The organism is Acidovorax sp. GW101-3H11, from assembly GCF_001633105.1.
Lineage (GTDB): Bacteria > Pseudomonadota > Gammaproteobacteria > Burkholderiales > Burkholderiaceae_C > Acidovorax.
The window spans coordinates 816,553-841,223 of the sequence record NZ_LUKZ01000009.1 but is presented as its reverse complement, the minus strand read 5'-3'; the positions used below and the strand labels follow the sequence as shown (position 1 = coordinate 841,223).

General features: G+C 65.6%; 24 protein-coding genes and 1 tRNA gene. 19 read left to right on the top strand and 6 right to left on the bottom strand.

The genetic code is table 11. The features are described 5' to 3' along the window. Positions 1-286 precede the first annotated feature (286 nt). The 15 genes from A1D30_RS09820 to hutG all read left to right on the top strand — a co-directional run bounded on the left by A1D30_RS09820 (position 287) and on the right by hutG (position 15,567). Positions 287-1,252, top strand: a complete 966-nt coding sequence (locus A1D30_RS09820) for an ABC transporter substrate-binding protein (RefSeq protein ID WP_082836420.1) — start codon at positions 287-289, stop codon at positions 1,250-1,252. A 31-nt stretch (positions 1,253-1,283) separates the two neighbouring features. Then, complete coding sequence (locus A1D30_RS09815; protein ID WP_063460542.1) at positions 1,284-2,123, top strand: ABC transporter permease; 840 nt, start codon at positions 1,284-1,286, stop codon at positions 2,121-2,123. Beyond that, on the top strand, positions 2,120-2,899 hold the full coding sequence (locus A1D30_RS09810) for an ABC transporter ATP-binding protein (protein ID WP_063460541.1): 780 nt from the start codon (positions 2,120-2,122) through the stop codon (positions 2,897-2,899). Before A1D30_RS09815 ends, A1D30_RS09810 begins: the two co-directional genes overlap by 4 nt. Positions 2,900-2,921: 22 nt before the next feature. After that, complete coding sequence (gene hutC / locus A1D30_RS09805; RefSeq protein WP_063460540.1) at positions 2,922-3,734, top strand: histidine utilization repressor; 813 nt, start codon at positions 2,922-2,924, stop codon at positions 3,732-3,734. 201 nt (positions 3,735-3,935) lie between these two features. Beyond that, complete coding sequence (gene hutH, locus A1D30_RS09800; protein WP_063460539.1) at positions 3,936-5,474, top strand: histidine ammonia-lyase; 1,539 nt, start codon at positions 3,936-3,938, stop codon at positions 5,472-5,474. A gap of 39 nt (positions 5,475-5,513) precedes the next feature. After that, a complete protein-coding gene (gene hutU, locus A1D30_RS09795) occupies positions 5,514-7,238 on the top strand; it encodes a urocanate hydratase (RefSeq protein WP_063460538.1) in 1,725 nt (574 codons plus the stop codon). A 106-nt stretch (positions 7,239-7,344) separates the two neighbouring features. Continuing rightward, the gene (locus tag A1D30_RS09790) at positions 7,345-8,091 is read left to right on the top strand and encodes an IclR family transcriptional regulator (RefSeq protein WP_242421835.1); all 747 of its coding nucleotides are present in this window, start codon (positions 7,345-7,347) and stop codon (positions 8,089-8,091) included. Between the two features lie 31 nt (positions 8,092-8,122). Further along, a complete protein-coding gene (locus A1D30_RS09785) occupies positions 8,123-8,872 on the top strand; it encodes a glutamine ABC transporter substrate-binding protein (protein ID WP_063460536.1) in 750 nt (249 codons plus the stop codon). 34 nt (positions 8,873-8,906) lie between these two features. Then, positions 8,907-9,575, top strand: coding sequence for an amino acid ABC transporter permease (locus A1D30_RS09780; protein WP_063460535.1), 669 nt, complete (start codon positions 8,907-8,909; stop codon positions 9,573-9,575). 17 nt (positions 9,576-9,592) lie between these two features. Then, a complete protein-coding gene (locus A1D30_RS09775; RefSeq protein ID WP_063460534.1) occupies positions 9,593-10,369 on the top strand; it encodes an amino acid ABC transporter ATP-binding protein in 777 nt (258 codons plus the stop codon). A 61-nt stretch (positions 10,370-10,430) separates the two neighbouring features. Then, positions 10,431-11,324, top strand: a complete 894-nt coding sequence (locus tag A1D30_RS09770; RefSeq protein ID WP_199865944.1) for a phytanoyl-CoA dioxygenase family protein — start codon at positions 10,431-10,433, stop codon at positions 11,322-11,324. 21 nt (positions 11,325-11,345) lie between these two features. Beyond that, a complete protein-coding gene (locus A1D30_RS09765) occupies positions 11,346-11,960 on the top strand; it encodes a HutD family protein (RefSeq protein WP_063460532.1) in 615 nt (204 codons plus the stop codon). An 89-nt stretch (positions 11,961-12,049) separates the two neighbouring features. After that, positions 12,050-13,327, top strand: coding sequence for an imidazolonepropionase (hutI, locus tag A1D30_RS09760; protein WP_063460531.1), 1,278 nt, complete (start codon positions 12,050-12,052; stop codon positions 13,325-13,327). Further along, positions 13,324-14,718 (top strand): formimidoylglutamate deiminase, encoded by a 1,395-nt coding sequence (locus tag A1D30_RS09755; RefSeq protein ID WP_063460530.1) that lies wholly within the window; start codon positions 13,324-13,326, stop codon positions 14,716-14,718. The genes hutI and A1D30_RS09755 overlap by 4 nt, the downstream gene beginning before the upstream one ends. A 36-nt stretch (positions 14,719-14,754) precedes the next feature. Continuing rightward, positions 14,755-15,567 (top strand): N-formylglutamate deformylase, encoded by an 813-nt coding sequence (hutG, locus tag A1D30_RS09750; protein WP_063460529.1) that lies wholly within the window; start codon positions 14,755-14,757, stop codon positions 15,565-15,567. A 66-nt stretch (positions 15,568-15,633) separates the two neighbouring features. Here the strand turns inward: hutG and asd are convergent, their stop codons facing one another. The 6 genes from asd to A1D30_RS09720 all read right to left on the bottom strand — a co-directional run bounded on the left by asd (position 15,634) and on the right by A1D30_RS09720 (position 21,186). Beyond that, positions 15,634-16,482, bottom strand: a complete 849-nt coding sequence (gene asd / locus A1D30_RS09745; protein ID WP_063460528.1) for an archaetidylserine decarboxylase — start codon at positions 16,480-16,482, stop codon at positions 15,634-15,636. A gap of 64 nt (positions 16,483-16,546) precedes the next feature. After that, positions 16,547-17,260: an ABC transporter ATP-binding protein gene (locus tag A1D30_RS09740; RefSeq protein WP_063460527.1), complete on the bottom strand. Its 714-nt coding sequence runs from the start codon at positions 17,258-17,260 to the stop codon at positions 16,547-16,549. A gap of 1 nt (position 17,261) precedes the next feature. Further along, on the bottom strand, positions 17,262-18,035 hold the full coding sequence (locus A1D30_RS09735; RefSeq protein WP_063460526.1) for an ABC transporter ATP-binding protein: 774 nt from the start codon (positions 18,033-18,035) through the stop codon (positions 17,262-17,264). Then, on the bottom strand, positions 18,028-19,026 hold the full coding sequence (locus A1D30_RS09730) for a branched-chain amino acid ABC transporter permease (protein ID WP_063460525.1): 999 nt from the start codon (positions 19,024-19,026) through the stop codon (positions 18,028-18,030). Before A1D30_RS09730 ends, A1D30_RS09735 begins: the two co-directional genes overlap by 8 nt. Then, positions 19,023-19,886: a branched-chain amino acid ABC transporter permease gene (locus A1D30_RS09725; protein WP_063460524.1), complete on the bottom strand. Its 864-nt coding sequence runs from the start codon at positions 19,884-19,886 to the stop codon at positions 19,023-19,025. The genes A1D30_RS09730 and A1D30_RS09725 overlap by 4 nt, the downstream gene beginning before the upstream one ends. A gap of 112 nt (positions 19,887-19,998) precedes the next feature. Then, positions 19,999-21,186: an ABC transporter substrate-binding protein gene (locus tag A1D30_RS09720; RefSeq protein ID WP_063460523.1), complete on the bottom strand. Its 1,188-nt coding sequence runs from the start codon at positions 21,184-21,186 to the stop codon at positions 19,999-20,001. 526 nt (positions 21,187-21,712) lie between these two features. On the opposite strand from A1D30_RS09720, the gene A1D30_RS09715 reads away from it, so the two are divergent. The 4 genes from A1D30_RS09715 (at position 21,713) to A1D30_RS09700 (ending at position 24,599) form a co-directional block, all read left to right on the top strand. Beyond that, entirely contained in the window at positions 21,713-22,852 is a 1,140-nt protein-coding gene (locus tag A1D30_RS09715) for an HPP family protein (protein WP_242421869.1), read from the top strand. A gap of 230 nt (positions 22,853-23,082) precedes the next feature. Beyond that, a complete protein-coding gene (gene infA / locus A1D30_RS09710; protein WP_063460522.1) occupies positions 23,083-23,331 on the top strand; it encodes a translation initiation factor IF-1 in 249 nt (82 codons plus the stop codon). Between the two features lie 217 nt (positions 23,332-23,548). After that, positions 23,549-23,625: transfer RNA gene (locus A1D30_RS09705), tRNA-Pro, on the top strand. 161 nt (positions 23,626-23,786) lie between these two features. Further along, positions 23,787-24,599, top strand: coding sequence for a heparan-alpha-glucosaminide N-acetyltransferase (locus tag A1D30_RS09700; protein ID WP_082836386.1), 813 nt, complete (start codon positions 23,787-23,789; stop codon positions 24,597-24,599). Positions 24,600-24,671 lie beyond the last annotated feature (72 nt).

Below are 24,671 nucleotides of genomic sequence, written 5' to 3'. Positions count from 1 at the left end.
CCTTGTGCTCGGTTATCAAGGAAAATTTTTGGCAAAAATGGCCGTTACCGCGCTCTGGTAAAGCGCTTATTGCTATTTATTTGATAGCATTTATGTACCTGTTCGAGGATGGGGTGGGGCGGCGCTGCCTGGCCCCGTTTTTGCTCAGTACACATCACCTCGCCCGATGACCCGGTTTTTCTGGTGTTTACCCTGTATATACAGGTATGCTCCCGGTGTCATCATGGCGACCGGAACGCAGGTGCGGACCGGCTGGGGTGGTACTTTTTTCAAACAGGAGCAGATGATGACTCGATCGGTTGTGAAATGGACGTCGCTGGCAGCGGCAGCAGCATGTGTGATGGCGCTGGCCGCACCGGCCCAGGCGCAGGACACCAAGATTGTGCTGGGCATGTCCGGCTGGACGGGTTTTGCACCACTCACGCTGGCCGACAAGGCAGGCATCTTCAAGAAAAACGGCCTGGATGTGGAGATCAAGATGATTCCGCAGAAGGACCGCCACCTGGCCCTGGCCTCCAAATCCATCCAGTGCGCCGCCACCACCGTCGAGACGCATGTGGCCTGGAATGCGAACGGCGTGCCCATCGTGCAGATTTTCCAGATGGACAAGTCCTACGGCGCCGACGGCATTGCGGTGCGCGGCGACATCAAGAGTTTTGCCGACCTGAAGGGCAAAACCATCGGCGTGGATGCGCCCGGCACGGCGCCTTACTTCGGCCTGGCCTGGATGCTGAGCAAGAACGGCATGAGCCTCAAGGACGTGAAGACCACCACGCTGTCGCCCCAGGCGGCCGCGCAGGCCTTTGTGGCAGGCCAGAACGACGCCGCCATGACGTATGAGCCCTACCTCTCCACCGTGCGCGACAACCCTGCGGCCGGCAAGATTTTGGCGACCACGCTCGACTATCCCATGGTGATGGACACCGTGGGCTGCGACCCCACCTGGCTCAAGGCCAATGGCAAGGCGGCACAGGCGCTGGCCAATTCGTACTTCCAGGCACTCGACATGATCAAGGCCGACCCGGCCAAGTCCAACGAGATCATGGGCGCCGCCGTCAAGCAGACGGGCGAGCAGTTTGCCAAGTCCTCGTCCTTCCTGCGCTGGCAGGACAAGGCTGCCAACCAGAAGTTCTTCGCGGGCGAGCTGACCACGTTCATGAAGGACGCCACGGCCATCCTGCTGGAGGCCGGCATCATCCGCAAGGCGAACGAAGACCTGGCCGTCACGTTCGACGCGAGCTTCATCAAGTAAGTAAGTCAGTCACCTGGAAGTAGAACGCGCCATGTCTGCCGTGCAACCCCTGTCCGTTATTGAGCCGAAAGCCCCTGTGCGCCGCCGTCGCTCCCTGGCTCCCCTGGAGCCCGTGAGTGCCCGCGCGCGCTGGATGCTGGGGCTGGCCTTCTTCGTCGTGTTCGTGGCGGTGTGGGCGTTCTTCACGCTGGGCGGCTTCGTGTCGCCCACCTTCCTGGCCAGCCCCATCACCATGGCCAAGGAAGGCTGGCTGCTGTTCACCGAATACGGCTTTATCAAAGACATCGGCATGACCATCTGGCGTGTGGTCGGCGGCTTTGTCCTGGCCGCCGTCATCGCCGTGCCGCTGGGCATTGCGATGGGTGCGTACAAAGGCATTGAGGCGTTCTTCGAGCCCTTCATCTCGTTCTGCCGCTACCTGCCAGCCTCGGCCTTCATCCCGCTTTTGATCCTGTGGGCGGGCATTGGCGAGGCGCAGAAGATCCTCGTCATCTTCATCGGCTCGGTCTTTCAGATCACGCTGATGGTGGCCGTCACCGTGGGCGGCGCTCGGCGCGACCTGGTGGAGGCGGCGTACACGCTGGGCGCGGGCCACAAGGGCATCGTCACGCGCGTGCTCATCCCTGGCGCTGCGCCCGAGATCGCCGAGACCCTGCGCCTGGTGCTGGGCTGGGCCTGGACCTATGTGATCGTGGCAGAGCTGATCGGCTCGTCCAGCGGCATCGGCCACATGATCACCGACAGCCAGTCGCTGCTCAACACCGGCCAGATCATCTTCGGCATCATCATCATCGGCCTCATCGGGCTGGTGTCCGACTTCGCCTTCAAGGCGCTCAACCACCGTCTGTTTGCCTGGAGCTTTGTGCGATGAGCAGCGTATCCATTCAAGCCGTCTCGCGTGTTTTCGAGACCGCCAAGGGCCAGCGCACACAGGCGCTGCAGCCGGTGGACTTTGAAGTGCGTGACAACGACTTCGTCACCATCCTCGGCCCCTCGGGCTGCGGCAAGTCCACGCTGCTGCGCATCGTGGCGGGGCTGGACCACGCCACCAGTGGCCGCGTGTTGCTCGACGGCGCACCGGTCGAAGGCCCGGGCGCCGAGCGCGGCATGGTGTTCCAGAGCTACACGCTGTTCCCTTGGCTCACCATCGAGCAGAACATCCGCTTTGGCCTGCGCGAGCGGGGCATGCCCGAGGCGCAACAGAAGGAGCGCGCCGCGTACTTCATCGCCAAGGTGGGGCTGCGCGGCTTTGAGCAGCATTTCCCCAAACAACTGTCGGGCGGCATGCAGCAGCGCACCGCCATTGCGCGCGCGCTGGCCAACGACCCCAAAATTTTGCTGATGGACGAGCCCTTCGGCGCGCTCGACAACCAGACCCGCGTGCTCATGCAAGAGCTGCTGCTGGGCATCTGGGAGGCCGAGCGCAAGACGGTGCTCTTCGTGACCCACGACATCGACGAGGCCATCTTCATGGCCAACCGCGTTGCCGTGTTCAGCGCCCGGCCCGGTCGCATCAAGACCGAGCTGGCGGTGGACTTGCCCCACCCACGCCATTACACGATCAAGACCAGCCCCGAGTTCATGGACCTCAAGGCGCGCCTCACCGAAGAGATCCGCGCCGAATCCATGGCGGCGGACCTGCATTGAGCCTGACTGACTGCTTCCTACCATGAGCGCCCGTCCTTCCCGCCGCACCGCCGCCACTGCACCCCGCAGTGCCACGCCCACCAAGGCCGTGGCCGCCGTGGCAGCGCCCGCGCAGGCCATGGCGCTGTACGAGCAGGTCAAGGACCACATCTCGCGCAAGATCCAGGAAGGCATCTGGCGCGCGGGCGACCGCCTGCCGTCCGAGAACGAGCTGGTCACCCAGTTCGGCATCTCGCGCATGACGGTGAACCGCGCGCTGCGCGAGCTGGTAGAGCAGGGCCGCATCGTGCGCGTGGCGGGCGTGGGCAGCTTTGTGGCCGAAGACAAGCCGCAGTCCACGCTCCTGCAGATCGCCAACCTGGCCAGCGAAATCCGCCAGCGCGGGCACGACTACCGCTGCGACGTGCTCACGGTAGAGCGCACCTCCGCCACGCTGGAAGTGGCCGCCGCGCTGGACCTGCGCACCGGCGAGTCGGTGTTCCACTCGCTGTGCATCCACCGCGAAGACGGCCTGCCCGTGCAACTGGAAGACCGCCACGTGAACCCGCGCCAGGTGCCCCAGTTCGCCGCGCAGGACTTCACGCAGTTGCAACCCTCCGAATACCTCGTGCGCAACGTGCCCTTTGACCAGATCGAGCATGTGGTCGATGCCGTCATGCCCACCGCCGAGCAGGCCGCGCTGCTGGAGATGTCTCCGCAGGAGCCCTGCCTGCTGCTCACCCGCCGCACTTGGTCGCGCGGCGTGCCGATCACCGTGGTGCGCTGCCTGCACCCCGCCACCCGCTACCGCCTGGGCAGCCGCTTCCGCGCGGATGGCAATCCCGTCGCTGGTTGAATATGAAGCACCCCCTGAGTCGCTTCGCGCCTTCCCCCTCAAGGGGGACGACGCCCTCACTGCGGGGCGGCCCTTGCTCGGCGTCTCTCGCGGGCGCCGTGGCAGTTCCACCCGTAGCGGGATTGGCTGACAGGATTTGAAGAACAAATTAACGCTGATTATTTTTCGCTTGTACCTACTTGTATATACAGGATCAATGCCATGACACACAACGCTTCATCTCTCACCCTGCATCCCGGCCGCGTCACGCTGGCTGAGCTGCGCCGCATCCACGCGGGCCCTGTGCAACTGGTGCTCGATGCGTCGGCCCGCGCGGGTTTGCAGAAGTCCCTGGCCACGGTGCAGCGCATCGTGGATGAAGACCAGGTGGTCTATGGCATCAACACCGGCTTTGGCAAGCTGGCCAGCACCAAGATCGCGCATGAGCGTCTGGCCGAATTGCAGCGCAACCTGGTGCTGTCGCACAGCGTGGGCACGGGCGATCCGTTGCCCGACGACGTGGTGCGCCTCATCCTGGCGACCAAGGCCGTGAGCCTGGCGCGCGGCCACTCGGGCGTGCGGCCCGAGTTGGTGGACGCGCTGCTGGCGCTGGCCAACGCCAACGTGCTTCCTGTCATCCCGGCCAAAGGCTCGGTGGGTGCGTCGGGCGACCTGGCGCCGCTGGCGCACATGGCTTGTGTGCTGATCGGCGAAGGGCAGGCCAAGGTAGACGGCAAGGTGGTGCCGGGTGCCGAGGCCATGCGCTCCATCGGTTTGCAGCCCTTTGTGCTGGGCCCCAAGGAAGGGCTGGCGCTGCTCAATGGCACGCAGGTGTCCACCGCGCTCGCGCTGGCAGGTTTGTTTGGCGCCGAGAGCGTGTTCTCTGCCGCGCTGGTCGCGGGCTGCTTGTCGCTCGAAGCCATCAAGGGCTCGGTCAAGCCGTTTGACGCGCGCATCCACGAAGCGCGTGGCCAGGCCGGGCAGATCGCCGTGGCCGCTGCCGTGCGCGCGCTGCTCGATGGCAGCGCCATCGACCCCTCACACCCCCACTGCGGCCGCGTGCAAGACCCGTACTCCATCCGCTGCGTGCCCCAGGTGATGGGTGCGTGCCTGGACAACCTGCACCATGCCGCCCGTGTGCTGACCATCGAGGCCAATGCGGCGTCGGATAATCCGCTCGTTTTTGACAACGGAGATGTGATCTCCGGCGGCAACTTCCACGCCGAGCCCGTGGCCTTCGTGGCCGACATCATCGCGCTGGCCGTGGCCGAGATCGGGGCCATCTCCGAGCGGCGCCTGTCGCTGCTGCTGGACCCGGGCCTCTCGGGCCTGCCCGCGTTCCTGATCCGCGACAGCGGCGTGAACTCGGGTTTCATGATCGCGCAGGTCACGGCCGCCGCGCTGGCTGCCGAGAACCAGTGCCTGGCCAACCCCAGCAGCGTGACCAGCCTGCCCACTTCGGCCAACCAGGAGGACCACGTTTCCATGGCCACCTACGGCGCACGCCGGCTGGGCGACATGGTGCGCAATGCGGCGGTGATGGTCGGCATCGAAGCCATGGCCGCTGCGCAGGGCATGGAGTTCGACCGCTCGCTCAAGAGTTCACCCCTCATCGAAGCGCAATTCGCCGCCATCCGCGAGCGCGTGGCCTACCTGGAGCAGGACCGCTACCTCGCCCCCGACATCGAAGCCATGCGCGCCTGGGCCCAGCAGTCCACCTGGCCCGCAGCGCTCACGCAATGCCTGCCCAGCTTCGCCTGATTTTTTCCGCGCACGCCCACTGATTCACAGGAGCTCACCATGAACGCCAACGACGCCATCATCGCCGCCGCCTCCAACACCGACCCCCGCCACGACGCTAGCCGCGTGATCCGCGCCCCGCGCGGCAGCCAGCTCACGTGCAAGAGCTGGCTCACCGAAGCGGCCTATCGCATGATCCAGAACAACCTAGACGCCGAAGTGGCCGAGCGCCCGCAGGACCTGGTGGTGTACGGCGGCATCGGCCGTGCTGCGCGCAACTGGGAGTGCTACGACCAGATCCTCGCCTCGCTCAAGGACTTGAACGACGACGAGACCCTGCTCATCCAGTCCGGCAAGCCCGTGGGCGTGTTCAAGACCCATGCCAACGCGCCCCGCGTGCTGCTGGCCAACTCCAACCTGGTGCCCAAGTGGGCCAACTGGGAGCACTTCAGCGAGCTGGACCAGAAGGGTCTGTTCATGTACGGCCAGATGACCGCCGGCAGCTGGATCTACATCGGCACGCAAGGCATCGTGCAAGGCACCTACGAGACCTTTGCCGAGGCCGGCCGCAAGCACTATGGCGGCTCGCTGGAGGGCAAGTGGATCTTGACCGCAGGCCTGGGAGGCATGGGCGGCGCGCAGCCGCTGGCCGCCACGTTTGCGGGCGCCGTGTCGCTCAACATCGAATGCCAGCAAAGCAGCATCGACTTCCGCCTGCGCACGCGCTATGTGGACAAACAGGCGCGCGACATTGACCACGCGTTCGAGCTGATCCAGCAGCACACCGCCGCCAAGGAGGCCGTGTCGATTGCACTGCTGGGCAACGCCGCCGAAATCCTGCCCGAGCTGGTGCGCCGTGCCAAGGCCGGTGGCCTCAAGCCAGACCTCGTCACCGACCAGACATCGGCCCACGACCTCGTCAACGGCTACCTGCCCGCAGGCTGGACGGTGGCCCAGTGGCGTGCCGCGCAGCAGGACGTGACGCAGCACGAGGTGCTGAAAAAGGCCGCTGCCAAGTCGTGCGCCGTGCACGTGCAGGCCATGCTCGACTTCCAGCACATGGGCATTCCGGTGGTGGACTACGGCAACAACATCCGCCAGGTGGCGTTCGACGAAGGTGTGAAGAATGCCTTCGACTTCCCCGGCTTCGTGCCTGCCTACATCCGCCCGCTGTTCTGCGAAGGCAAGGGCCCGTTCCGCTGGGTGGCCCTGTCGGGCGACCCGGAAGACATCCGCAAGACCGACGCGAAGATCAAGGAACTGTTCCCCGAGAACAAGCACGTGCACCGCTGGCTCGACATGGCGGGCGAGCGCATCGCCTTCCAGGGCCTGCCTGCACGCATCTGCTGGCTGGGCCTGGGCGAGCGCCACATCGCGGGCCTGGCCTTCAACGAGATGGTCAAGAACGGCGAGCTGAAGGCCCCCATCGTGATTGGCCGCGACCACCTGGACACCGGCAGCGTGGCCAGCCCCAACCGTGAGACCGAAGGCATGAAGGACGGAACGGACGCTGTGAGCGACTGGCCGCTGCTCAACGCGCTGCTCAATACCTCGGGCGGCGCCACCTGGGTCAGCCTGCACCACGGCGGTGGCGTGGGCATGGGCTACTCGCAGCACTCGGGCATGGTCATCGTGGCCGATGGCACCGATGCGGCGGCCCAACGCCTGGCCAATGTGCTGGTCAACGACTGCGGCAGCGGCGTGATGCGCCACGCCGACGCGGGCTACGAGTTGGCCGTGGAGACAGCGAAGAAGCAGGGCCTCAAGCTGCCCATGGTGAAGTAGTCCGAAGAAAGCGAGGGAATAACAGGAATGTGAAAAAGGGAACTGCATTCCCATCAAATGGGAATGCAGGGTAGGAATGTCGCTGCAATACTTTGATACTGAGTCCATGACCGCCCGTGGACTGACCTCCGTTGCCGCTGCCGACCGTGTTCTGCACGTGCTGGCCGTACTGGCGCAGCACGGTCAGCCCATGTCGGCGGCCGAGCTGGTGGAGGCCACGGGCCTGGCGCGCAGCACGTTGTACCGCCAACTGGCGCGGCTCAAGCTGTGGGGTTTTGTGCTGGAGAGCAGCGGGCACTACGCGCCCGGGCCGCTCAGCCTGCAACTGGCCCTGGGCTTTGACATGGCGTCGCACCTGGTGCACCACGCGCGGCCGGACATGCAGGCCCTGGCCCGGCAGTCCCACGAGAGCGTGGGGCTGGTGGTGGCCGTGAATGACAGCGTGGTGTGCCTGGACATGGTGGACAGCACGCAGGCGCTGCGCTGCTCATTTGAAAAAGGGCGCAGCGTGCCGCTGCGCGCGGGCGCCTCCGCCAAGTGCCTGCTCGCCCATGTGGCCCCGGCCACGCGCAATGCCATTCTGGACCTGCACTACGGTGCAGGCACCCCCGAGCGCCAGGTGGCGCTCGCCGAGCTGGAAGGCATTGCCAAGGCGGGCTACGCCGTCAGCTCCGGCGAGGTGGATGCCGGTGTCTGGGGCGTCAGCGTGCCGGTGTTCGGCTCTCCCCGGCAGGCGGCCGGGGCCATCACGCTGATGGCCCCGATCTTGCGGGCCCAGGGGCAGGAGACCGCGCTCACCGGCATGGCCGTCGTCGCCGCGGCGCGCATCTCCCGCCAACTCACTTCTCCCTGATTTCCCTCACCCCTCCTCAGGAGCTTTCCCCATGAACCTTCGCCGCAACCTTCTTCTGGCCAGCCTGGCCGCCGCTGCTTTCTGCACCACGGGTGCGCAGGCCCAGGACAACGTCCTGCGTGTGGGCACCGATGCCACGTTTCCGCCCATGGAGTTTGTCGAGAACGGCAAGCGCACGGGCTTTGACATCGAGCTGGTGGAAGCGATTGCCAAGACCATGGGCAAACAGGTCGAATGGGTGGACATCGACTTCAAGGGCCTGATCCCGGGCCTGATCTCCAAGCGTTTCGACATGGCCGTCTCGGCCATCTACATCACCGATGAGCGCAAGAAGGTGGTGGACTTCACCGACTCCTACTACGCCGGTGGCCTGGTGGTGATGGTGAAGGCCGACAACAAGGCCATCAACAAGCTGGCCGACCTGGACGGCAAGAAAGTCAGCGTGCAGGTGGGCACGAAATCCGTGAGCTACCTGACTGAAAAATTCCCCAAGGTGCAGCGTGTCGAGGTCGAAAAGAACCAGGAGATGTTCAATCTGGTGGACATCGGCCGCGCCGACGCTGCCGTGACCGGTAAGCCCGCCGCGTTCCAGTATGTCCGCACCCGCCCGGGCCTGCGCGTGCTCGATGAGCAGCTCACCACCGAAGAGTACGGCATGGCCCTGCGCAAGGACACGCCCGAGCTGACGAAGGCCGTCAACGGTGCCATCACCAAGCTCAAGGCCGATGGCACCTATGCGGCCATCGTCAAGAAGTGGTTCAGCAACAGCGCTGCCAAGTAAGCCACTGACCCGCTAGCCGTTGCTGTACTGAGCCATGGAACTCGATTTTTCTCCTGTCTGGGCCGGGGTGCCGCAGTTGCTGGCGGGTGCGCTGGTCACTGTGGAAATCACGGCTGCCTCGCTGCTGCTGGGCTGCGTCATGGGCCTGCTGGTCGGCATTGGCCGGCTGAACCCCAAGCGCCGCGTGGTCTACGCCCTGTGCACCGCCTACGTGGCTGCCATCCGTGGCACCCCGCTGCTGGTGCAGTTGTTCATCCTGTTCTTTGGCTTGCCGCAGTTCGGCATCCTGCTGCCTGCCTTTGTGTGCGGCGTGATCGGCCTGGGCATCTACTCGGGTGCCTATGTGTCCGAGGTGGTGCGCGGCGCCATCCAGTCCATTGACAAGGGGCAGATGGAGGCGGCGCGTTCCATCGGCATGTCCTCGGGCCTGGCCATGCGCACCGTGGTGCTGCCACAGGCCGTGGTGCGCATGATTCCGCCGCTGGGCAACGAGTTCATCGCGCTCATCAAGAACTCGGCGCTGGTGTCGCTGCTCACCATCCACGACCTGATGCACGAGGGGCAGAAGATCATCAGCGTGTCGTACCGCTCGCTGGAGGTGTACCTGGCGATTGCGGTGGTGTATTTCATCCTGACCGGGGCCACGACGCTGGTGCTGCGCCGCATCGAGTTGCGCTTGCGCGCCGGGGGGATGGTGCAATGAAGAAAGAAGCACTTCCAATGAATGGAGCAGGCCAGGCCGCTGAACCCATCGTGCGCATTCGCGGGCTGCGCAAGGCGTTTGGCAGCCATGTGGTGCTGAACGGCATCGACTTTGATGTGCTGCCATCGCAGGTGGTGGTGGTCATCGGGCCCAGTGGGTCCGGCAAGAGCACCTTCTTGCGCTGCTGCAATGGGCTGGAGCAGCCCGAGGGAGGCTCCGTCGAGATCTGTGGCCGCACGCTGGTGCAGGACGGCCGCATGCTGCCCGACCATGACCTCAACGCGCTGCGCGAAGAAGTGGGCATGGTGTTCCAGTCGTTCAACCTGTTCCCGCACCTGTCCGTGCTCGACAACGTCACGCTGGGCCCGCGCAAGCTGCGCGGCCTCTCGCGCAAGGAGGCCGAGGAGCGCGCCCAGGCCCTGCTGACCAAGGTGGGCCTCGCGCACAAGGCGCCGGCCATGCCCGCCAGCCTGTCGGGCGGGCAAAAGCAGCGTGTGGCCATTGCCCGCGCGCTGGCCATGGAGCCGCGCGTGATGCTGTTCGACGAACCCACCTCGGCGCTGGACCCGGAGCTCGTGGGCGAGGTGCTGCAGGTCATGAAGCTGCTGGCCAGCGAAGGCATGACCATGATGGTGGTGACGCACGAGATGGACTTTGCGCGTGAGGTGGGCGATGTGGTGGTCGTGATGGACGGCGGCGGCATCATCGAGGCTGGTGCACCCGCCACCATCTTCACCAACCCCACGCAGGAGCGCACGCGCTCCTTCCTGCAGGCGGTGCTGACCCGCGCCTGAGGCCGGGTGCGGCGGGGTGCACGACAACGGTCAGCAACAACACAACAGGAGACAAGCCCGCATGCCTTCTTCGCTATTGCCCGCCATGGACCCGCGCCTGTCAGAGCGCTTTCAGCAGCGCCTGCGAGAGAGCCTGACCGCAGACGACATTGCCCGCTTTGACCGCGACGGCGCGCTGTGCATCAAGCAGTTGCTCACGCCCGAAGAGGTGGCGCTGCTGCGCGAAGGCATCGACGCCAACCTGGCCGCACCCAGCCCGCGCGCCAAGGTGGCCAGCCGGCCTGACGACCCGGGTCGCTTCTTCGAGGACTTCTGCAACTGGCAGGACATCCCGCAGTTCGGCCGCTTTGTGCACGAGACGCCGCTGGCCCTGGCCGCGCAGCGCCTCATGCAGTCGCGCACCGTGCGGCTGTACCACGACCATGTGCTGGTGAAGGAGCCGGGCACCCGCCAGCGCACGCCCTGGCACCAGGACCAGCCCTACTACAACATCGACGGCCAGCAGAACATCAGCATGTGGATACCGGTTGACCCGGTGTCGCGCGCGGCCACGCTCGAATTTGTGGCCGGTTCGCACAAGGGGCCGTGGCTCATGCCGCGCACCTTCATGGACAACCAGGCGAAATGGTTCCCCGAAGGCAGCCTGCAGGACCTGCCCGATGTCGAGGCCGACCGTGCTGCCTTCCCCATCGTGGGCTGGGAGATCGAGCCCGGCGACGTGGTGTGCTTCCACATGCTCACGTTGCATGCCGCGGGTGGGGTGGAAGGGCCGAATCGTCGCCGCGTGTTCTCGGTGCGCTTTCTGGGCGACGACACGCGCCATGCGCCCCGGCCGTGGAAGACCTCGCCCGAGTTTCCGGGCCTGGCCGACGAGTTGCCCGCTGGCGCGGAGATGGACCACCCGCTGTTCCCGCTGCTGGTCACCGGCGCAGAGCCGACCACCGCAACATCCTGATTGATGAACACGACAACACCGATGGCAACGCATTTTTTTGACCTGGCTACCACCCCCAGCATGCCTTGGAAAAACGGCGGCGGCAGCACGCAGGAGCTGGCCTGCTGGCCCCCCGGTGCGGACATGAACAGCTTCGAGTGGCGCGTGAGCCTGGCCACGGTGGACCGGCCCGGGCCGTTCTCGGTTTTCCCTGCCATCGACCGGCAGATCATGCTGCTGGGCGGCGACGGCCTGCACCTGCGCAGCCCTGGCTGGGAGCACCGCCTGGAGCAGCGCTGGCAGCCGTTTGCGTTTTCGGGCGACGACGCGGTGGATGGCGCGATGCTGGGCGGCACGTCCAAGGACTTCAACCTTATGCAGCGGCGGGGCCAGTGGCATGGGCCGCTGCAGGTGGTGGGCGATGCGCAGTCGCCCGGCGGCACGCCCGCAGGCCTGTGCCTGGTGCTGCAGGGCGATTGGCAGTGGGTGGCGCCGGGCGCCGGGCCGCGTGCGCTGGCGGCAGGGCAGGGCTTTTGGTGGGCGGGCGAGGGCGGTGCAACGCCGGGCCAACTGGAGCCGCTGCATGCGGGTGCCGCCGCCGACGCGCCTGCGCTGGTCTGGATCGCCTTGCAGCGCGGTGCAGTCTCCAAAATTTGAATAAAAAGGGCTGCCACCGCCTGATGGATAAGCGCTGGTAGCTATTATTTGTATAGCATTCAACACGGAGCCCACGGGTGGGCAGGCAGATGCAACACATGGACAACCACGGCCACCCGAGCGGGTCGGCCGCCAGCCAGAACGCCGATGGCGTGTGGCACAACCTGCAACCCGCGCCCGGCCTGTGGGTGGCCGATGTGGCTGTGCCCGAGGGCCAGCCTGCCTGCGTGGTGGTGCAGCAAGGCCAGATGGCCTGGGTGGGGCCCGAGGCGCAGTTGCCCGCCGCTTACAAGGCATTGTCGCGCCACGATGCGCGGGGCGCGCTCGCCACCCCCGGGCTGGTGGACTGCCACACGCACCTGGTCTATGGCGGTCAGCGGGCCAACGAATTCGCCATGCGCCTGGCCGGTGCCACGTACGAAGAAGTGGCCCAGGCAGGCGGGGGCATTGTGTCGTCGGTCAAGGCCACGCGTGCGGCGTCGGAAGACGAACTTTTTGCCCAGGCTGCTCCGCGCCTGCAGGCTTTGCTCGATGAAGGCGTGTGCGCCATCGAGATCAAGTCAGGCTACGGCCTGGCGCTGGAACATGAGCGCAAGCAGTTGCGCGTGGCCCGTCGCCTGGGCGAGGTATTTGGCGTGACGGTGCGCACCACCTTCCTCGGCGCGCATGCGCTGCCGTCCGAGTACGCAGGCCGCAGTGGCGACTACACCGACCTGGTCTGCAACGAGATGCTGCCCGCACTGGCCGCCGAAGGCCTGGTGGATGCAGTGGATGTGTTCTGTGAACGCATCGCCTTCACGCTGGCCGAGACAGAGCAGGTCTTCCAGGCCGCGCAAAAGCTGGGCATCCCCGTCAAGTTGCATGCGGAGCAACTGTCGGACATGGGCGGCTCGGCGCTGGCAGCGCGTTACGGCGCGCTGTCGTGTGACCACATCGAACACCTGTCGGCCGACGGCATTGCCGCGATGAAAGCCGCAGGCACCGTGGCCGTGCTGCTGCCCGGCGCCTACTACACGCTGCGCGACACACACTTGCCGCCCATCGCGCAGCTGCGCGAGGCCGGTGTGCCCATGGCGGTGTCTACCGACCACAACCCGGGCACATCGCCCGCGCTCAGCCTGCTGCTCATGGCCAACATGGCCTGCACGCTGTTCCGCCTGACGGTGCCCGAGGCACTGGCGGGCATCACTACCCATGCCGCGCGCGCGCTGGGCTTGCAAGATTCCCATGGCCTCATCGCATCGGGCCGACCTGCCAACTTTGTTTTGTGGCCCGTGGGCGAGGCGGCCGAGCTGGCCTACTGGTTTGGCCAGAAGCCCGCCTGCACCATCGTGCGGCAGGGGTGCATCCACGGAGTCATGCCATGAGCGAGCCGCTTCAACGCCAACTTTTCGCGGCCGATGCCTTGCTGCCCACCGGCTGGGCGCGCGATGTGCTCGTGGCCTGGGATGGGGCAGGGCGCATCACCGCCGTCACGCCCAACGCACAGCCGAACGGCGCTGCCGTGGCCCCCGGCCCGCTGCTGCCCGGCATGCCCAACCTGCATTCGCACGCGTTTCAGCGCGCGTTTGCGGGCCTCACGGAGTACCGGGGCGAGAGCCAGGACAGCTTCTGGAGCTGGCGCAACCTGATGTACCGCTTTGCCGCGCGCATCACGCCCGAGTCGCTGGAGGCCATCGCCACCTGGCTGTATGTGGAGATGCTGGAGGCGGGCTACACCAGCGTGTGCGAGTTCCACTACGTGCACCACGACCAGGACGGCCGCCCCTATGCCGACGATGCCACGCTGTCGCTGGCGCTGCTGCGCGCGGCGAAGAGCGCGGGCATCGGCATCACGCTGCTGCCGGTGCTCTACCAGACGAGTGGTTTTGGTGCCAAGCCACCGCGTGCCGACCAGGCGCGCTTTATCCGCAGCACCGACAACATGCTCTCTTTGTTGGAGCGCCTTGCGCCCGCCACACGGGCGCTGGGCGGCATTCTGGGTCTGGCCCCGCATTCGCTGCGTGCCGTGCCGCCCGATAGCTTGGCCGCCGCCGTGCAGGGACTTACGGCGCTGAACCCCCAGGCCCCCATCCACATCCACATTGCCGAGCAGACGCAGGAGGTGGAGGACTGCATCGCCTGGAGCGGCCAGCGCCCCGTGCAGTGGCTGCTGGAGCACGCACCCGTGGACGAGCGCTGGTGCCTGGTTCACGCCACGCACATGACGCCGCAGGAATACGCCGACGCAGCCCGCACGGGCGCGGTGGCTGGCATTTGCCCCACCACGGAAGCCAACCTGGGCGACGGCATCTTTGACATGCCGCTGTGGCTGCAGCATGGCGGCCGCTGGGGCGTGGGTTCGGACAGCCACGCCTGCGTGAACGCGGCCGAGGAGCTGCTGATGCTCGAATACGGCCAGCGTCTGTCGCTGCGCCAGCGCAATGTGCTGGCCAGCCGCAGCCAGGCCGAGGTGGCCACGGCCATGACCTTGCAAGCGGTGCAGGGCGGGGCGCAGGCGTCTGGCCGCTCGGTCAGTGGCCTGGCCGTGGGTCAGCAGGCCGACCTGGTGGCGCTGGACGCGCGGCATGTGGCGCTGGCGGGCCTGCCCGCACCCAGCATGTTGTCGTCCCACGTGTTCGGCAGCCACCGCACCTCGGCCATTGACAGCCTGTGGGTGGCGGGCGTGTTGCGCGTGGCGCAGGGCCGCCATGCCCTGCACGACGCAGCCGCGCAGGCCTTTGTAGCGGCGCGCTCCACCACCATTGCGGCGGACTGAAACCCCGGGTCTTGAACTCCAACCACTTTGTCCCTTATGACCACCACGCCCCCACCCTTCACCTTCCACCAGGGCACTGCGCCCTTGCTGGTCTCGATGCCCCATGCAGGCACCTATGTGCCGCCCGTGTTGGCAGCGCGCTTCACCGATGAGGCCCGCCAAGTGCCCGACACCGACTGGCACATGGAGCGCCTCTATGCATTCGCGAAAGACATGGGGGCCTCCATCCTCGTGGCCACGCATTCGCGCTACGTGGTGGACCTGAACCGACCACCCGATGGCGCGAGCCTTTACCCCGGCCAGAGTGTCACCGGCCTGTGCCCGGTCGATACCTTTGACGACACGCCCATCTACGCCCAGGGCGATGTGCCCGATGACGCCGAGGTGGCTGCGCGCCGCGACGCCGTCTGGGCGCCGTACCATGCGCAACTGCGCGCCGAGCTGAGCCGCATCCGCGCGCAGCATGGTGTGGCGGTGCTGTGGGACGCGCACTCCATCCGCTCCGTGCTGCCGCGCTTTTTTGAGGGCAAGCTGCCCGACCTGAACCTGGGCACGGCCGATGGTGCCAGCTGCGACCCGGCACTGGCGCAGGCGCTGTTGGCCATTGCCCAGTCGGCGCCGGGCTACACCGGTGTGCTCAATGGCCGTTTCAAGGGCGGGCACATCACGCGCCACTACGGCCAGCCCGCGCAGAACATCCACGCCGTGCAGCTGGAGATGACCCAGTGCAGCTATATGCAGGAGGCCTTGCCCTTTGACTACCTGCCCGAGGTAGCAGCCGAGGTGCAGCCGCACCTGGAGCGTCTGCTGGAGGCGGCGCTGGCGTTTGCGGCCGCCCGGCGGAAGTAGTTTGCTCTTGTTTTGATAGCTTCTGGCGCTTGATGGTCGGGCGCCAGAAGCCAATATGGCTTCAAATCAGACGCTGCGCTGCGCCATGGCCTCACCCAGCTGGATGGGCCGTGCGGGTGCCCACTGCGGGTTGAACTGCAGCGGCCCCTCGGGGAACAGCATCACCACGGTGGAGCCGAGCAAAAAGCGTCCCATCTCATCGCCCTTTTGCAGGCTGACCTGGCCCGGTGCGTAGTCCCACTGGCGCAGCGTGCCGGGGCGCGGGGGGTTCACCTGGCCGTGCCACACAGTGGCCATGCTGCCCACGATGGTGGCGCCCACCAGCACCAGCACAAACGGACCCTGGGCCGACTCGAAAACACAGACCACACGCTCGTTGCGCGCGAACAGGCCGGGCACGCCGCGCGCGGTGGTGGGGTTGACCGAGAACAGCTCGCCCGGCACGTGGATCATGCGCGTGAGCGAACCCGCGCAGGGCATGTGGATGCGGTGGTAGTCGCGTGGGCTCAGGTAGAGCGTGGCGAAGTGGCCGTTTTCGAAACGCGCACCCAGTGCCGCGTCGCCGCCCACCAGGGCGGTGGTGGAATACGAATGGCCCTTGGCCTGGAAGACCTGGTCCTTGGCAATGGGGCCGAACTGGCTGATGGCGCCGTCCACGGGGCAGATCAGGTCGGCATCGGCCAGCGGGCGGGCGCCGTCTTTCAATGCGCGCGTGAAGAAGTCGTTGAAGCTCGCGTAGCTGGTGATGTCAGGGTTGGCCGCCTCGCCCATGTTCACGTTGTAGCGGCCCACAAACCAACGGATCACCGAGGTGGTCAGGCCCCCCAGCCGGGCCGATGCGAACTTGCCAGCCAGGGTGGTCAGTGCCTGCTTGGGCAGGAGGTATTGCGGCAGAACTGCCAGGCGATCAGACACGGGCGAACCCCTCGAAGACGAAAGCGGATGATTCTATCGGCGCAGGCGGGCATCGCCCGCACGGTCAAACCCCGAGGTACTGGTCCAGCAGCGCGGGCTGCGCGTGCAGCGTGTCCGAGCTGCCTTCAAACACCACCTGGCCCTTGACCAGGATGATGTTGCGGTCGGTGATTTGCGTGACATGTTTCCAGTTCTTGTCCACGATCACGCTGCTGATACCGCTGTCCTTGATCAGGCTGCAGATGCGCCAGATCTCGCGCGCGATCAGTGGCGCCAGGCCCTCGGTGGCTTCGTCGAGGATCAGCACATCGGGGTTGGTCATCAGCGCGCGGCCGATGGTCAGCATCTGCTGCTCGCCACCGCTGAGCTGCTGGCCGCCATGGCCCAGGCGCTCCTTCAGGCGCGGGAAGGTCTCCAGCACACGTTCGTAGGTCCAGTCGCGCTGGCCGCGTGTGCCCGCACGTGCGGCCATCTGCAAATTCTCGACCACGCTGAGGTTGCCAAAGATGCCACGGCCTTCGGGCACGTAGGCAATGCCCAGCCGCGCCACCTCGTAGGGCGGCTTGCCCGTCATGTCGCGGCCCGCCACAGCCACGCTGCCCGAGCGGGGTTTGACCAGGCCCATCAGCGACTTGAGCAGGGTGCTTTTGCCCATGCCGTTGCGGCCCATGAGGCCGATGGTCTCGCCCTGGCCCACGGTGAAGTCAATGCCGTGAAGGATGTGGCTGCTGCCGTAGAAGGTGTGGATGCCTTTGGCATCGATCCATGGAGTGGTCATCTCAGTGGTCCTCGCCCAGGTAGGCGGCTTGCACGCCCTCGTCGGCGCGCACCTCAGCCGGTGTGCCGTGGGCAATCACCTCGCCGTTGACCATCACGGTGAGGCGATCGGCCAGCGCAAACACGGCATCCATATCGTGCTCTACCAGCATGATGGCGTGCGCGGGCTTGAGGCGCTGCAGCAGGTCCACCATGCGCTCGGCCTCGGCCACGCCCATGCCGGCCAGGGGTTCGTCGAGCAGCAGCACCTGGGGCTCGGTGGCCAGGGTCATGGCGATCTCCAGCTGACGCTGCTCGCCGTGGCTCATGGCTCCGGCAATTGCCGTGCGCCGGTCTTTGAGGCCAGACAGCTCGATAGCGCTTTCCAGGCGGGCGGTGGTAGCTCTGTTTTTGATAGTGGCTGCACGGGTGTCCTGCCACCAGCGCAGCGGGTTCCAGGGCTGCTGCGCATCGCGCGACTGGGCGGCCAGGCGCACGTTTTCGTGCACCGTGAGCGGCAGGAAGATGTTGGTCTTCTGGTAGCTGCGGCCCAGGCCCTGGCGCGAGATGCGCTCGGGCGCCCAGCCGGTCACATCGGTGCCGCCCAGCAGCACGGTGCCCGAGGTGGGCGGCAGATCGCCCGAGAGCAGGTTGGTCAGCGTTGACTTGCCCGCGCCGTTGGGGCCGATCACGGCATGGATCTGGCCGCGCCAGAGGTCCACGGACACGCCATTGACGGCCGCCAGGCCGCCAAAGCGCTTGGTGAGCTGGCGGGCAGAGAGCAGGGCGTCAGCCATGGTGAGAATCCTCCTGCGCCTTGCCGCCCTGGCGTTGCCCCAGCATGCCCAGCAGCCCGCGCGGCGCGGCCACCACCACCAGCACGATGAAGCCGCCCATCAGCAGTTGCCAGTGTTTGGTGATGTCCTTGAACACATGAAGCAGAACTTCGAAAGCAAACGCGCCGACGATGGCCCCTGCAAAGTTGCCCATGCCGCCCAGGATGACCATCATGATGGCGTGTGCGCTCATGTGGAAACCCATCAGCTCCGGGTTCACATAGCCGGTCTGCGCGCCCCACAGGTAGCCTGCCAGGCCCGCCAGCGCACCCGCCACGGTGAACGCGGTGAGCTTGTAGCCCTGGGTGCCAAAGCCCATGGCGCGCATGCGGTGCTCGTTGATGCGAATGCCTGCCAGCGCCCGGCCCAGCGGGCTCCAGAGCAGGCGGCGCAGCAGCACATAGACGATGACCACGAGCGCCAGCGTGAAGTAGTAGAAGGTCTTGCGGCCTTCGAGGTCGAAGGGTAGCCAGCCGAAGATGGAGGCATCGGGCCGGAAGTTGATGTACAGCCCGTCCGAGCCGCCCAGCATCTTGTTGTCGAAGAACAGATAGAACACCATCTGCGCAAACGCCATGGTGACCATGATGAAGTAGATGCCGTGGGTGCGCACCACAAAAAAGCCGATCACCAGGGCCACCAGTGCGGCGCCCGCCACCGCCAGCGGCAATGTCCACCACAGGCTCACGGGCGCGTCGGCCGGTGTAAGGAAGGCCAGCGCATAGCCCGCCACGCCAAAGTAGGCGGCATGGCCCAGCGACACGAGGCCGGTCACGCCCTGCAGCAGATCCAGGCTCATCGCAAAGATGGCCATGATCATCATGCGCGTGACCATCTGCACGTAGAAGTCGCTGCCGACCACAGGGAACAGCAGCAGCGCAGCCAGCCCCAGTGCCAGGGCAAACTGCACGCTGCGTGGCAGCACTTCGATATTGGCGCGGGGGGTGCTCATTGCTTAAACAGGCCTTCCGGTTTCCACAGCAGCACAGCCGCCATCAACATATAGACCAGCATGCCCGCCATGGAAGGCAGCAGCACTTTGCCAAAGGTGTCTACCAGCCCCACCAGCAGCGCCGCAATGAGCGCTCCTCGCACGGAGCCGATGCCACCGATCACCACCACCACAAAACACATGATGAGCACCGACGAGCCCATGTTGGGATACACGCTGGACACCGGCGCGGCCACCATGCCCGCCACCGCCGCCAGGCCCACGCCCAGCGCGAACACGATGGCATGGATGAGCTTGATGTTCACCCCCAGCGATTCGGCCATGTCGCGGTTGAACGCGCCCGCGCGGATCTTCATGCCCAGGCGGGTCTTGGAGATCAGCAGGTACAGGGCCACCGCCAGCGCAATGCACACCCCCGAGATGAACAGCCGGTAGACGGGGTAGGAGAGGGTGTCGGTAAGCGGAATCGACCAGTCCAGCATCTTGGGGATGGCCACGCCGTGCACGTCATCGCCCCACAGGATGGAACGCAGCTCTTCAAAGATGTAGATCAGCCCGAAGGTCAGCAGCACCTGGTCCAGGTGATCGCGATGGTAGAAGTGGCGGAACAGCAGCCATTCGAGCGCCAGGCCAAAGACCACCGACAGCAGAGCCCCGCCCAGGATGGCCAGCGCCAGGCTGCCGAAATGCCCCGACAGCGAATATGCGAGGTAGGCCCCCAGCATGTAGAAGCTGCCGTGCGCCAGATTCACCACGCCCATGATCCCGAAGATCAGCGTGAGTCCGGCCGCCAGCATGAACAGCAGCAGGCCGTACTGCACGCTGTTGAGCAACTGGATCAGGAAGGTGGCGAAGTCCATCGGGTGCCGTGGGTGGAGTGCAGTAAGTCAGGCCGCCCGGCACGAAGCGGGCAGCAGGGCGCCCGGCTGGGGGCCGGGCGGGTGATGGAGAGGGGGCCCCCCGTACAGCGGGTTAGCCCATCCTGCAGCCGGCGCCGCTGTCGGCCAGCGCCTTTGCGGCCACGCCAATCACCTTGTTTTCCTTGTTTTCCACCTGGCGCAGGTAGATGTCCTGCACTGGGTTGTGGGCCTTGCTCATGGTCCACTTGCCACGCGGGCTGTCGATGGTGGCGCTCTCCATGGCCTTGATGACGGCCGCTTTGGCAGTCAGGTCGCCCTTGACCGCATTGGCACCCTGCACCAGCAGCAGGCCGGTGTCGTAGCCCTGCACGGCGTACACGTCGGGCTGGCTGCGGAAGGTCTTGGCGTACTCCAGGCGGAACTGCTTGTTGCGCGGCGTGTCCAGCGAGTCGCTGTAGTGCATGGTGGTGATGATGCCGTCGGCCGCAGGGCCTGCGGCTTCAAGCACGCCTTCGGTCAGGAAGCCCGAGCCGTACAGCGGGAACTTGTCCTTGAGGCCCGCCGCAGCGTAGTCGCGGATGAACTTGGCCGCGCCGCCACCGGCAAAGAAGCAGGCCACGGCATCGGGCTTGAGCGCGGCGATCTCGGTCAGCAGTGCCTGGAACTCCACGTTCGGGAAGGGCAGGCCCAGTTCCTTCACGATGGTGCCGCCCGCAGCGGTGTAGCTTTGCTTGAAGCCTTCAAAGGCCTCGTCGCCGGCCGCGTACTTCCAGGTGATCCACACGGCCTTCTTGTGGCCTTTTTCAACCATGGCCTTGCCCAGTGCCAGCGTGGGCTGGGAGTTACTGAACGAGGTGCGGAACACGTTGGGGGCGCACAGCGCGCGGGTGGCGGCATGCACGCCTGCGTTGGGGATGAGGTTGAGCACGCCGGTGTCGCGCGCCACCTTCTGGATGCCCATCTGCACGCCGGAGTGCACGGTGCCGATCAGCACATCCACCTTGTCGCGCTGCACCAGCTTGCTGGCGTTTTCCACGCCCTTGCTGGGCTCGGACTCGTCGTCCACCTTGAACCACTCGATTTCGCGCCCGCCGAGCTTGCCGCCTTGCTGGTCGATTGCCAGGCGCACGCCGTTCTCGATGGCCACGCCCAGCTGGGCAAACGTGCCGGTGTAGGGCAACATGAAACCCACACGCGCCTTGCCGCTTTGGGCGCGCACGATGGAGGGCAGCAGCAGCCCTGTGGATGCTGCGCCCACAAGGGCGGCGCTGCGGCTGATGACGAGGCGGCGGGTGGTCATGGAATGGGTCTCCTTTGTTTAGGCTTAAAGTAATTTACTTCAAGCATTCCGTGGTGAATACCTATGGGTTACCCGTACCGGAGCGGACGGGTCGTGCCATACCAATGCAACAGAGGCCACGATTGCCCATCGCAGCACGACCTGCAGGTCGAGGAGGCTGGATGTTGGCCATCGTAAAAACAAACATGAATTAAAGTGCATTTATCGATGTTTTGTGCAGTATAGATCATGATTTTGAGACCGTGATGGCTGTTTGTAGCCCTCAATATCAGTAGTTTCGAGCATAGGTAGCCCCTCCCTGTCCCTGGTGATCGGTGCGGCTGCAGGGCTGTGGTGTGGGGGCTTATGAGGCCCGGGTCTCGCTGGATGCCGACCTCGGCGACACTCAAGGGCTGCGGCGCGCTGCGCCCTCCTTGGGCGCCGACTGTTTTGCTGCCGAATGGGGTGCGACTGCGCTTCCTCTTTGCCCATGTCTTTTTCCGTTCCACCATCCCCGTCTTCTTCGCCCCAGTCAGGGCGCACGCGCATGGCCCGCTGGCTGCGCCATTTCTGGCCTGCACCACTGGGCATTGATGGCCGGGAGCGGCTGCGTTTTATTGCAGGGGCGGTGGTTGGCGTGCTGTTGACGGCCTGGCTGAGTCGCTGGTGGGCGGGTGGCAGCAGTGCGGGGCCCTGGATGGTGGCTTCGCTGGGGGCCAGTGCGGTGCTGGTGTTCGGCATGCCGTCGAGCCCGCTGGCCCAGCCATGGCCTGTGCTGGGTGGCAGCACTTTGTCTGCCCTGGTGGGCGGGCTCTGTGCGGCGCTGATTCCCGATCCCGTGTGGGCCGGGGCGGTGGCGGTGGGGTTGGCCATTGCGCTCATGGTGCCGCTGCGCTGCCTGCACCCACCGGGCGGTGCCATGGCGCTGTATGTGGTGCTCACGGCAGGCGATGGTTGGCACCTGGCGGCGTTTCCGATTCTGTTCAACGTGGTGGTGTTGCTGGTGACTGCCGTGGTCTACAACGGCCTGACCGGGCGCCGCTACCCCCACCCGCAGCGTATGGCGGCGCGCACCGATGTGGCCCAGGGCGCCTTCACCGCATCGGACGTGGATGCGGCGCTGTCGCACTACAACCAGGTGCTGGACGTGAGCCGCGCCGATCTGGAGGGGTTGCTGCACCTGGCAGGCCGCGCCGCGTTCCAGCGGACGCTGGGGGAGGTGCGCTGTTCGGACATCATGTCCCGGCCCCCGCTGGCGGTGGAGGCGGCCATTTCACTGAAGGAGGCTTGGGCCCTGATGCGGGCCGAACAGATCAAGGCGCTGCCCGTGGTGGATGCGCAGCGTCTGGTGGTGGGCATCGTGACCGTGGCGGACTTCATGCGCCTGGCCAATCTGGATGTGCATGAAGGCCTGGGGCAGCGCCTGCGCACCCTGGTCATGGGGCGCGGCGGCCAGCCCCAGAACGTGGGGGAGATCATGTCCCACCCCGTGCAGGTGGCCCGTGTGGAGCAGCACGCCATGGATCTGGTTCCGCTGTTTTCCCAAGGGGGGCACCACCACATCCCCATCGTGGATGCAGACGATCGCCTGGTGGGCGTGATCACGCAGACGGATCTGGTGCGCACGCTGGCCCTGGCTGTGCAGGGGCGCGATGGCCCGCCCGCTACCGTCCAAACGGGCCGATAGGCACAACAGGGCGCATCGCGGTACAATCGACAGGCTTTGCACAGCGCTTTTGCCTGTCCATTGAAGCCGTCTCCCCCGGCCGTCTGCCTGATCTGCGCCCCGGGTGCAGCGACTCCCACCGCCCGCAATGCACCGTGTGTCGAGCACCGACCACGTCGTAGCTGCCGTGGTGAATGCACCAAGCGTTCAGGCGCAAATCGCAGAATATTAGTTTTGAAGAGATAACGAACATGGCCAAAGAAGAACTCATTGAAATGCAAGGCTCCGTCACGGAAGTCTTGCCCGACTCGCGCTTTCGCGTCACGCTGGACAACGGTCACCAACTGATCGCCTACACCGGCGGCAAGATGCGCAAGCACCACATCCGCATCCTGGCGGGTGACAAGGTGTCGCTGGAAATGTCGCCCTACGACCTGACCAAGGGCCGCATCACCTTCCGCCATCTGGCTGGCCGTGGCCCTGGCCCGAGCAGCCGCTAAGCCATCGCCTGGCTTGATTCATTGGTCCCATCGGTTTCATTGGTCTTTTTCAGCCTGAAGGGCTGATCCGTTTCTTGTTGTTCTCTCGTCCTCGCATGGCTTTGCCAGAGGCTGTGGATTTTCGGTTTGTTGTTGGTGCCTGCCGCTTTTCAAAAAAATGAAAAAAGCAGGCATCGAACCAAAAAACAGGAAATTGGCGGGTTAGAATACGAGCTGTCGGAGCGTAGCGCAGCCTGGTAGCGCATCTGCTTTGGGAGCAGAGGGTCGCGAGTTCGAATCCCGCCGCTCCGACCAATGTCTGAAGGCCTTGCAGCACATGCTGCAAGGCCTTTTTTCTTGCCTGTTGCGGTGCGGGCAAGTGAGTGACTGGGGCAAACGTCCTTACCATCGGGGCGTCCCGGATGGCGCCGAAGCCTGGGGCGCATCCGTCCAATCGCCGCCTGACCGGCCACGCCATGAAACGTCCTCTGCCTGTCTCCCCGTCTTCTGCCTCAAGCCCATGGACGGGCACCCCGGCCGCCACCGGCCAGCGCTATGACGCAGTGGATGCTCTGCGGGGGTTGGCGATGGTGTGGATGACTGCTTTCCACTTCTGTTTTGACCTGAGCCATTTTGGTTTCTGGCCGCAGAATTTCCGCGTGGACCCGTTCTGGACCACGCAGCGCACCTTCATCGTGAGCCTTTTTCTTTTCTGCGCCGGGCTGGGTCAGGCCATTGCGTGGCATCAGGGGCAGGGGTGGCAGCGTTTCGGGCGCCGCTGGATGCAGATCGCGGGCTGTGCGCTGCTGGTGACGCTGGGCTCGTTTGCCATGTTTCCGCAGAGCTTCATCTACTTCGGGGTTTTGCACGGCATGGCAGTGATGCTGCTCATTGCCCGGTGCACATCTGGCTGGGGGCGCTGGCTGTGGCTGGCGGGGCTGGTGGCGGTGGCCTTGCCGCCCCTGGCGCAGCATCTGCTGGCGGGCAGTTGGGCGGAGGCTGCGCCCTGGTTCAACGGCCGGGCCCTCAACTGGCTGGGGTTGGTATCCCGCAAGCCCTTCACTGAAGACTATGTGCCTGTTTTCCCTTGGTTGGGCGTGATGTGGTGGGGGCTGGCTGCAGGCCAGTGGATGCTGGCCCGCCGGTCGGTGCTGCTGTCGCTGCCACTGCCCGGCATCGTCCGGCCCGTGTCGGTTCTGGGGCGCTGGAGCCTGAGTTACTACATGCTTCACCAGCCGGTGATGATGGGTCTGTTGATGGTGGTGGCCTGGTGGCTGGGCCGGTCGTAGCTGCCGACTGGTTGATGGAAAGAACAAGCGGCTCTGTGGGTGAACTGTCGGCGGCAGACCGTTCCCAGCGGG

Bases quoted from the DNA above. Each gene is read 5' to 3' on its own strand.
- A1D30_RS09715 (WP_242421869.1), top strand. From the start codon at position 21,713: ATGGCCCGCTGGCTGCGCCATTTCTGGCCTGCACCACTGGGCATTGAT.
- hutH (WP_063460539.1), top strand. From the start codon at position 3,936: ATGACACACAACGCTTCATCTCTCACCCTGCATCCCGGCCGCGTCACG.
- A1D30_RS09725 (WP_063460524.1), bottom strand. From the start codon at position 19,886: ATGGACTTCGCCACCTTCCTGATCCAGTTGCTCAACAGCGTGCAGTAC.
- hutG (WP_063460529.1), top strand. From the start codon at position 14,755: ATGACCACCACGCCCCCACCCTTCACCTTCCACCAGGGCACTGCGCCC.
- A1D30_RS09775 (WP_063460534.1), top strand. From the start codon at position 9,593: ATGAATGGAGCAGGCCAGGCCGCTGAACCCATCGTGCGCATTCGCGGG.
- A1D30_RS09720 (WP_063460523.1), bottom strand. From the start codon at position 21,186: ATGACCACCCGCCGCCTCGTCATCAGCCGCAGCGCCGCCCTTGTGGGC.
- A1D30_RS09735 (WP_063460526.1), bottom strand. From the start codon at position 18,035: ATGGCTGACGCCCTGCTCTCTGCCCGCCAGCTCACCAAGCGCTTTGGC.
- hutC (WP_063460540.1), top strand. From the start codon at position 2,922: ATGAGCGCCCGTCCTTCCCGCCGCACCGCCGCCACTGCACCCCGCAGT.
- A1D30_RS09740 (WP_063460527.1), bottom strand. From the start codon at position 17,260: ATGACCACTCCATGGATCGATGCCAAAGGCATCCACACCTTCTACGGC.
- hutI (WP_063460531.1), top strand. From the start codon at position 12,050: ATGCAACACATGGACAACCACGGCCACCCGAGCGGGTCGGCCGCCAGC.
- A1D30_RS09820 (WP_082836420.1), top strand. From the start codon at position 287: ATGACTCGATCGGTTGTGAAATGGACGTCGCTGGCAGCGGCAGCAGCA.
- A1D30_RS09765 (WP_063460532.1), top strand. From the start codon at position 11,346: ATGGCAACGCATTTTTTTGACCTGGCTACCACCCCCAGCATGCCTTGG.
- A1D30_RS09730 (WP_063460525.1), bottom strand. From the start codon at position 19,026: ATGAGCACCCCCCGCGCCAATATCGAAGTGCTGCCACGCAGCGTGCAG.
- A1D30_RS09700 (WP_082836386.1), top strand. From the start codon at position 23,787: ATGAAACGTCCTCTGCCTGTCTCCCCGTCTTCTGCCTCAAGCCCATGG.
- A1D30_RS09770 (WP_199865944.1), top strand. From the start codon at position 10,431: ATGCCTTCTTCGCTATTGCCCGCCATGGACCCGCGCCTGTCAGAGCGC.
- A1D30_RS09810 (WP_063460541.1), top strand. From the start codon at position 2,120: ATGAGCAGCGTATCCATTCAAGCCGTCTCGCGTGTTTTCGAGACCGCC.
- A1D30_RS09755 (WP_063460530.1), top strand. From the start codon at position 13,324: ATGAGCGAGCCGCTTCAACGCCAACTTTTCGCGGCCGATGCCTTGCTG.
- A1D30_RS09785 (WP_063460536.1), top strand. From the start codon at position 8,123: ATGAACCTTCGCCGCAACCTTCTTCTGGCCAGCCTGGCCGCCGCTGCT.
- hutU (WP_063460538.1), top strand. From the start codon at position 5,514: ATGAACGCCAACGACGCCATCATCGCCGCCGCCTCCAACACCGACCCC.
- A1D30_RS09780 (WP_063460535.1), top strand. From the start codon at position 8,907: ATGGAACTCGATTTTTCTCCTGTCTGGGCCGGGGTGCCGCAGTTGCTG.
- A1D30_RS09815 (WP_063460542.1), top strand. From the start codon at position 1,284: ATGTCTGCCGTGCAACCCCTGTCCGTTATTGAGCCGAAAGCCCCTGTG.
- A1D30_RS09790 (WP_242421835.1), top strand. From the start codon at position 7,345: ATGACCGCCCGTGGACTGACCTCCGTTGCCGCTGCCGACCGTGTTCTG.
- infA (WP_063460522.1), top strand. From the start codon at position 23,083: ATGGCCAAAGAAGAACTCATTGAAATGCAAGGCTCCGTCACGGAAGTC.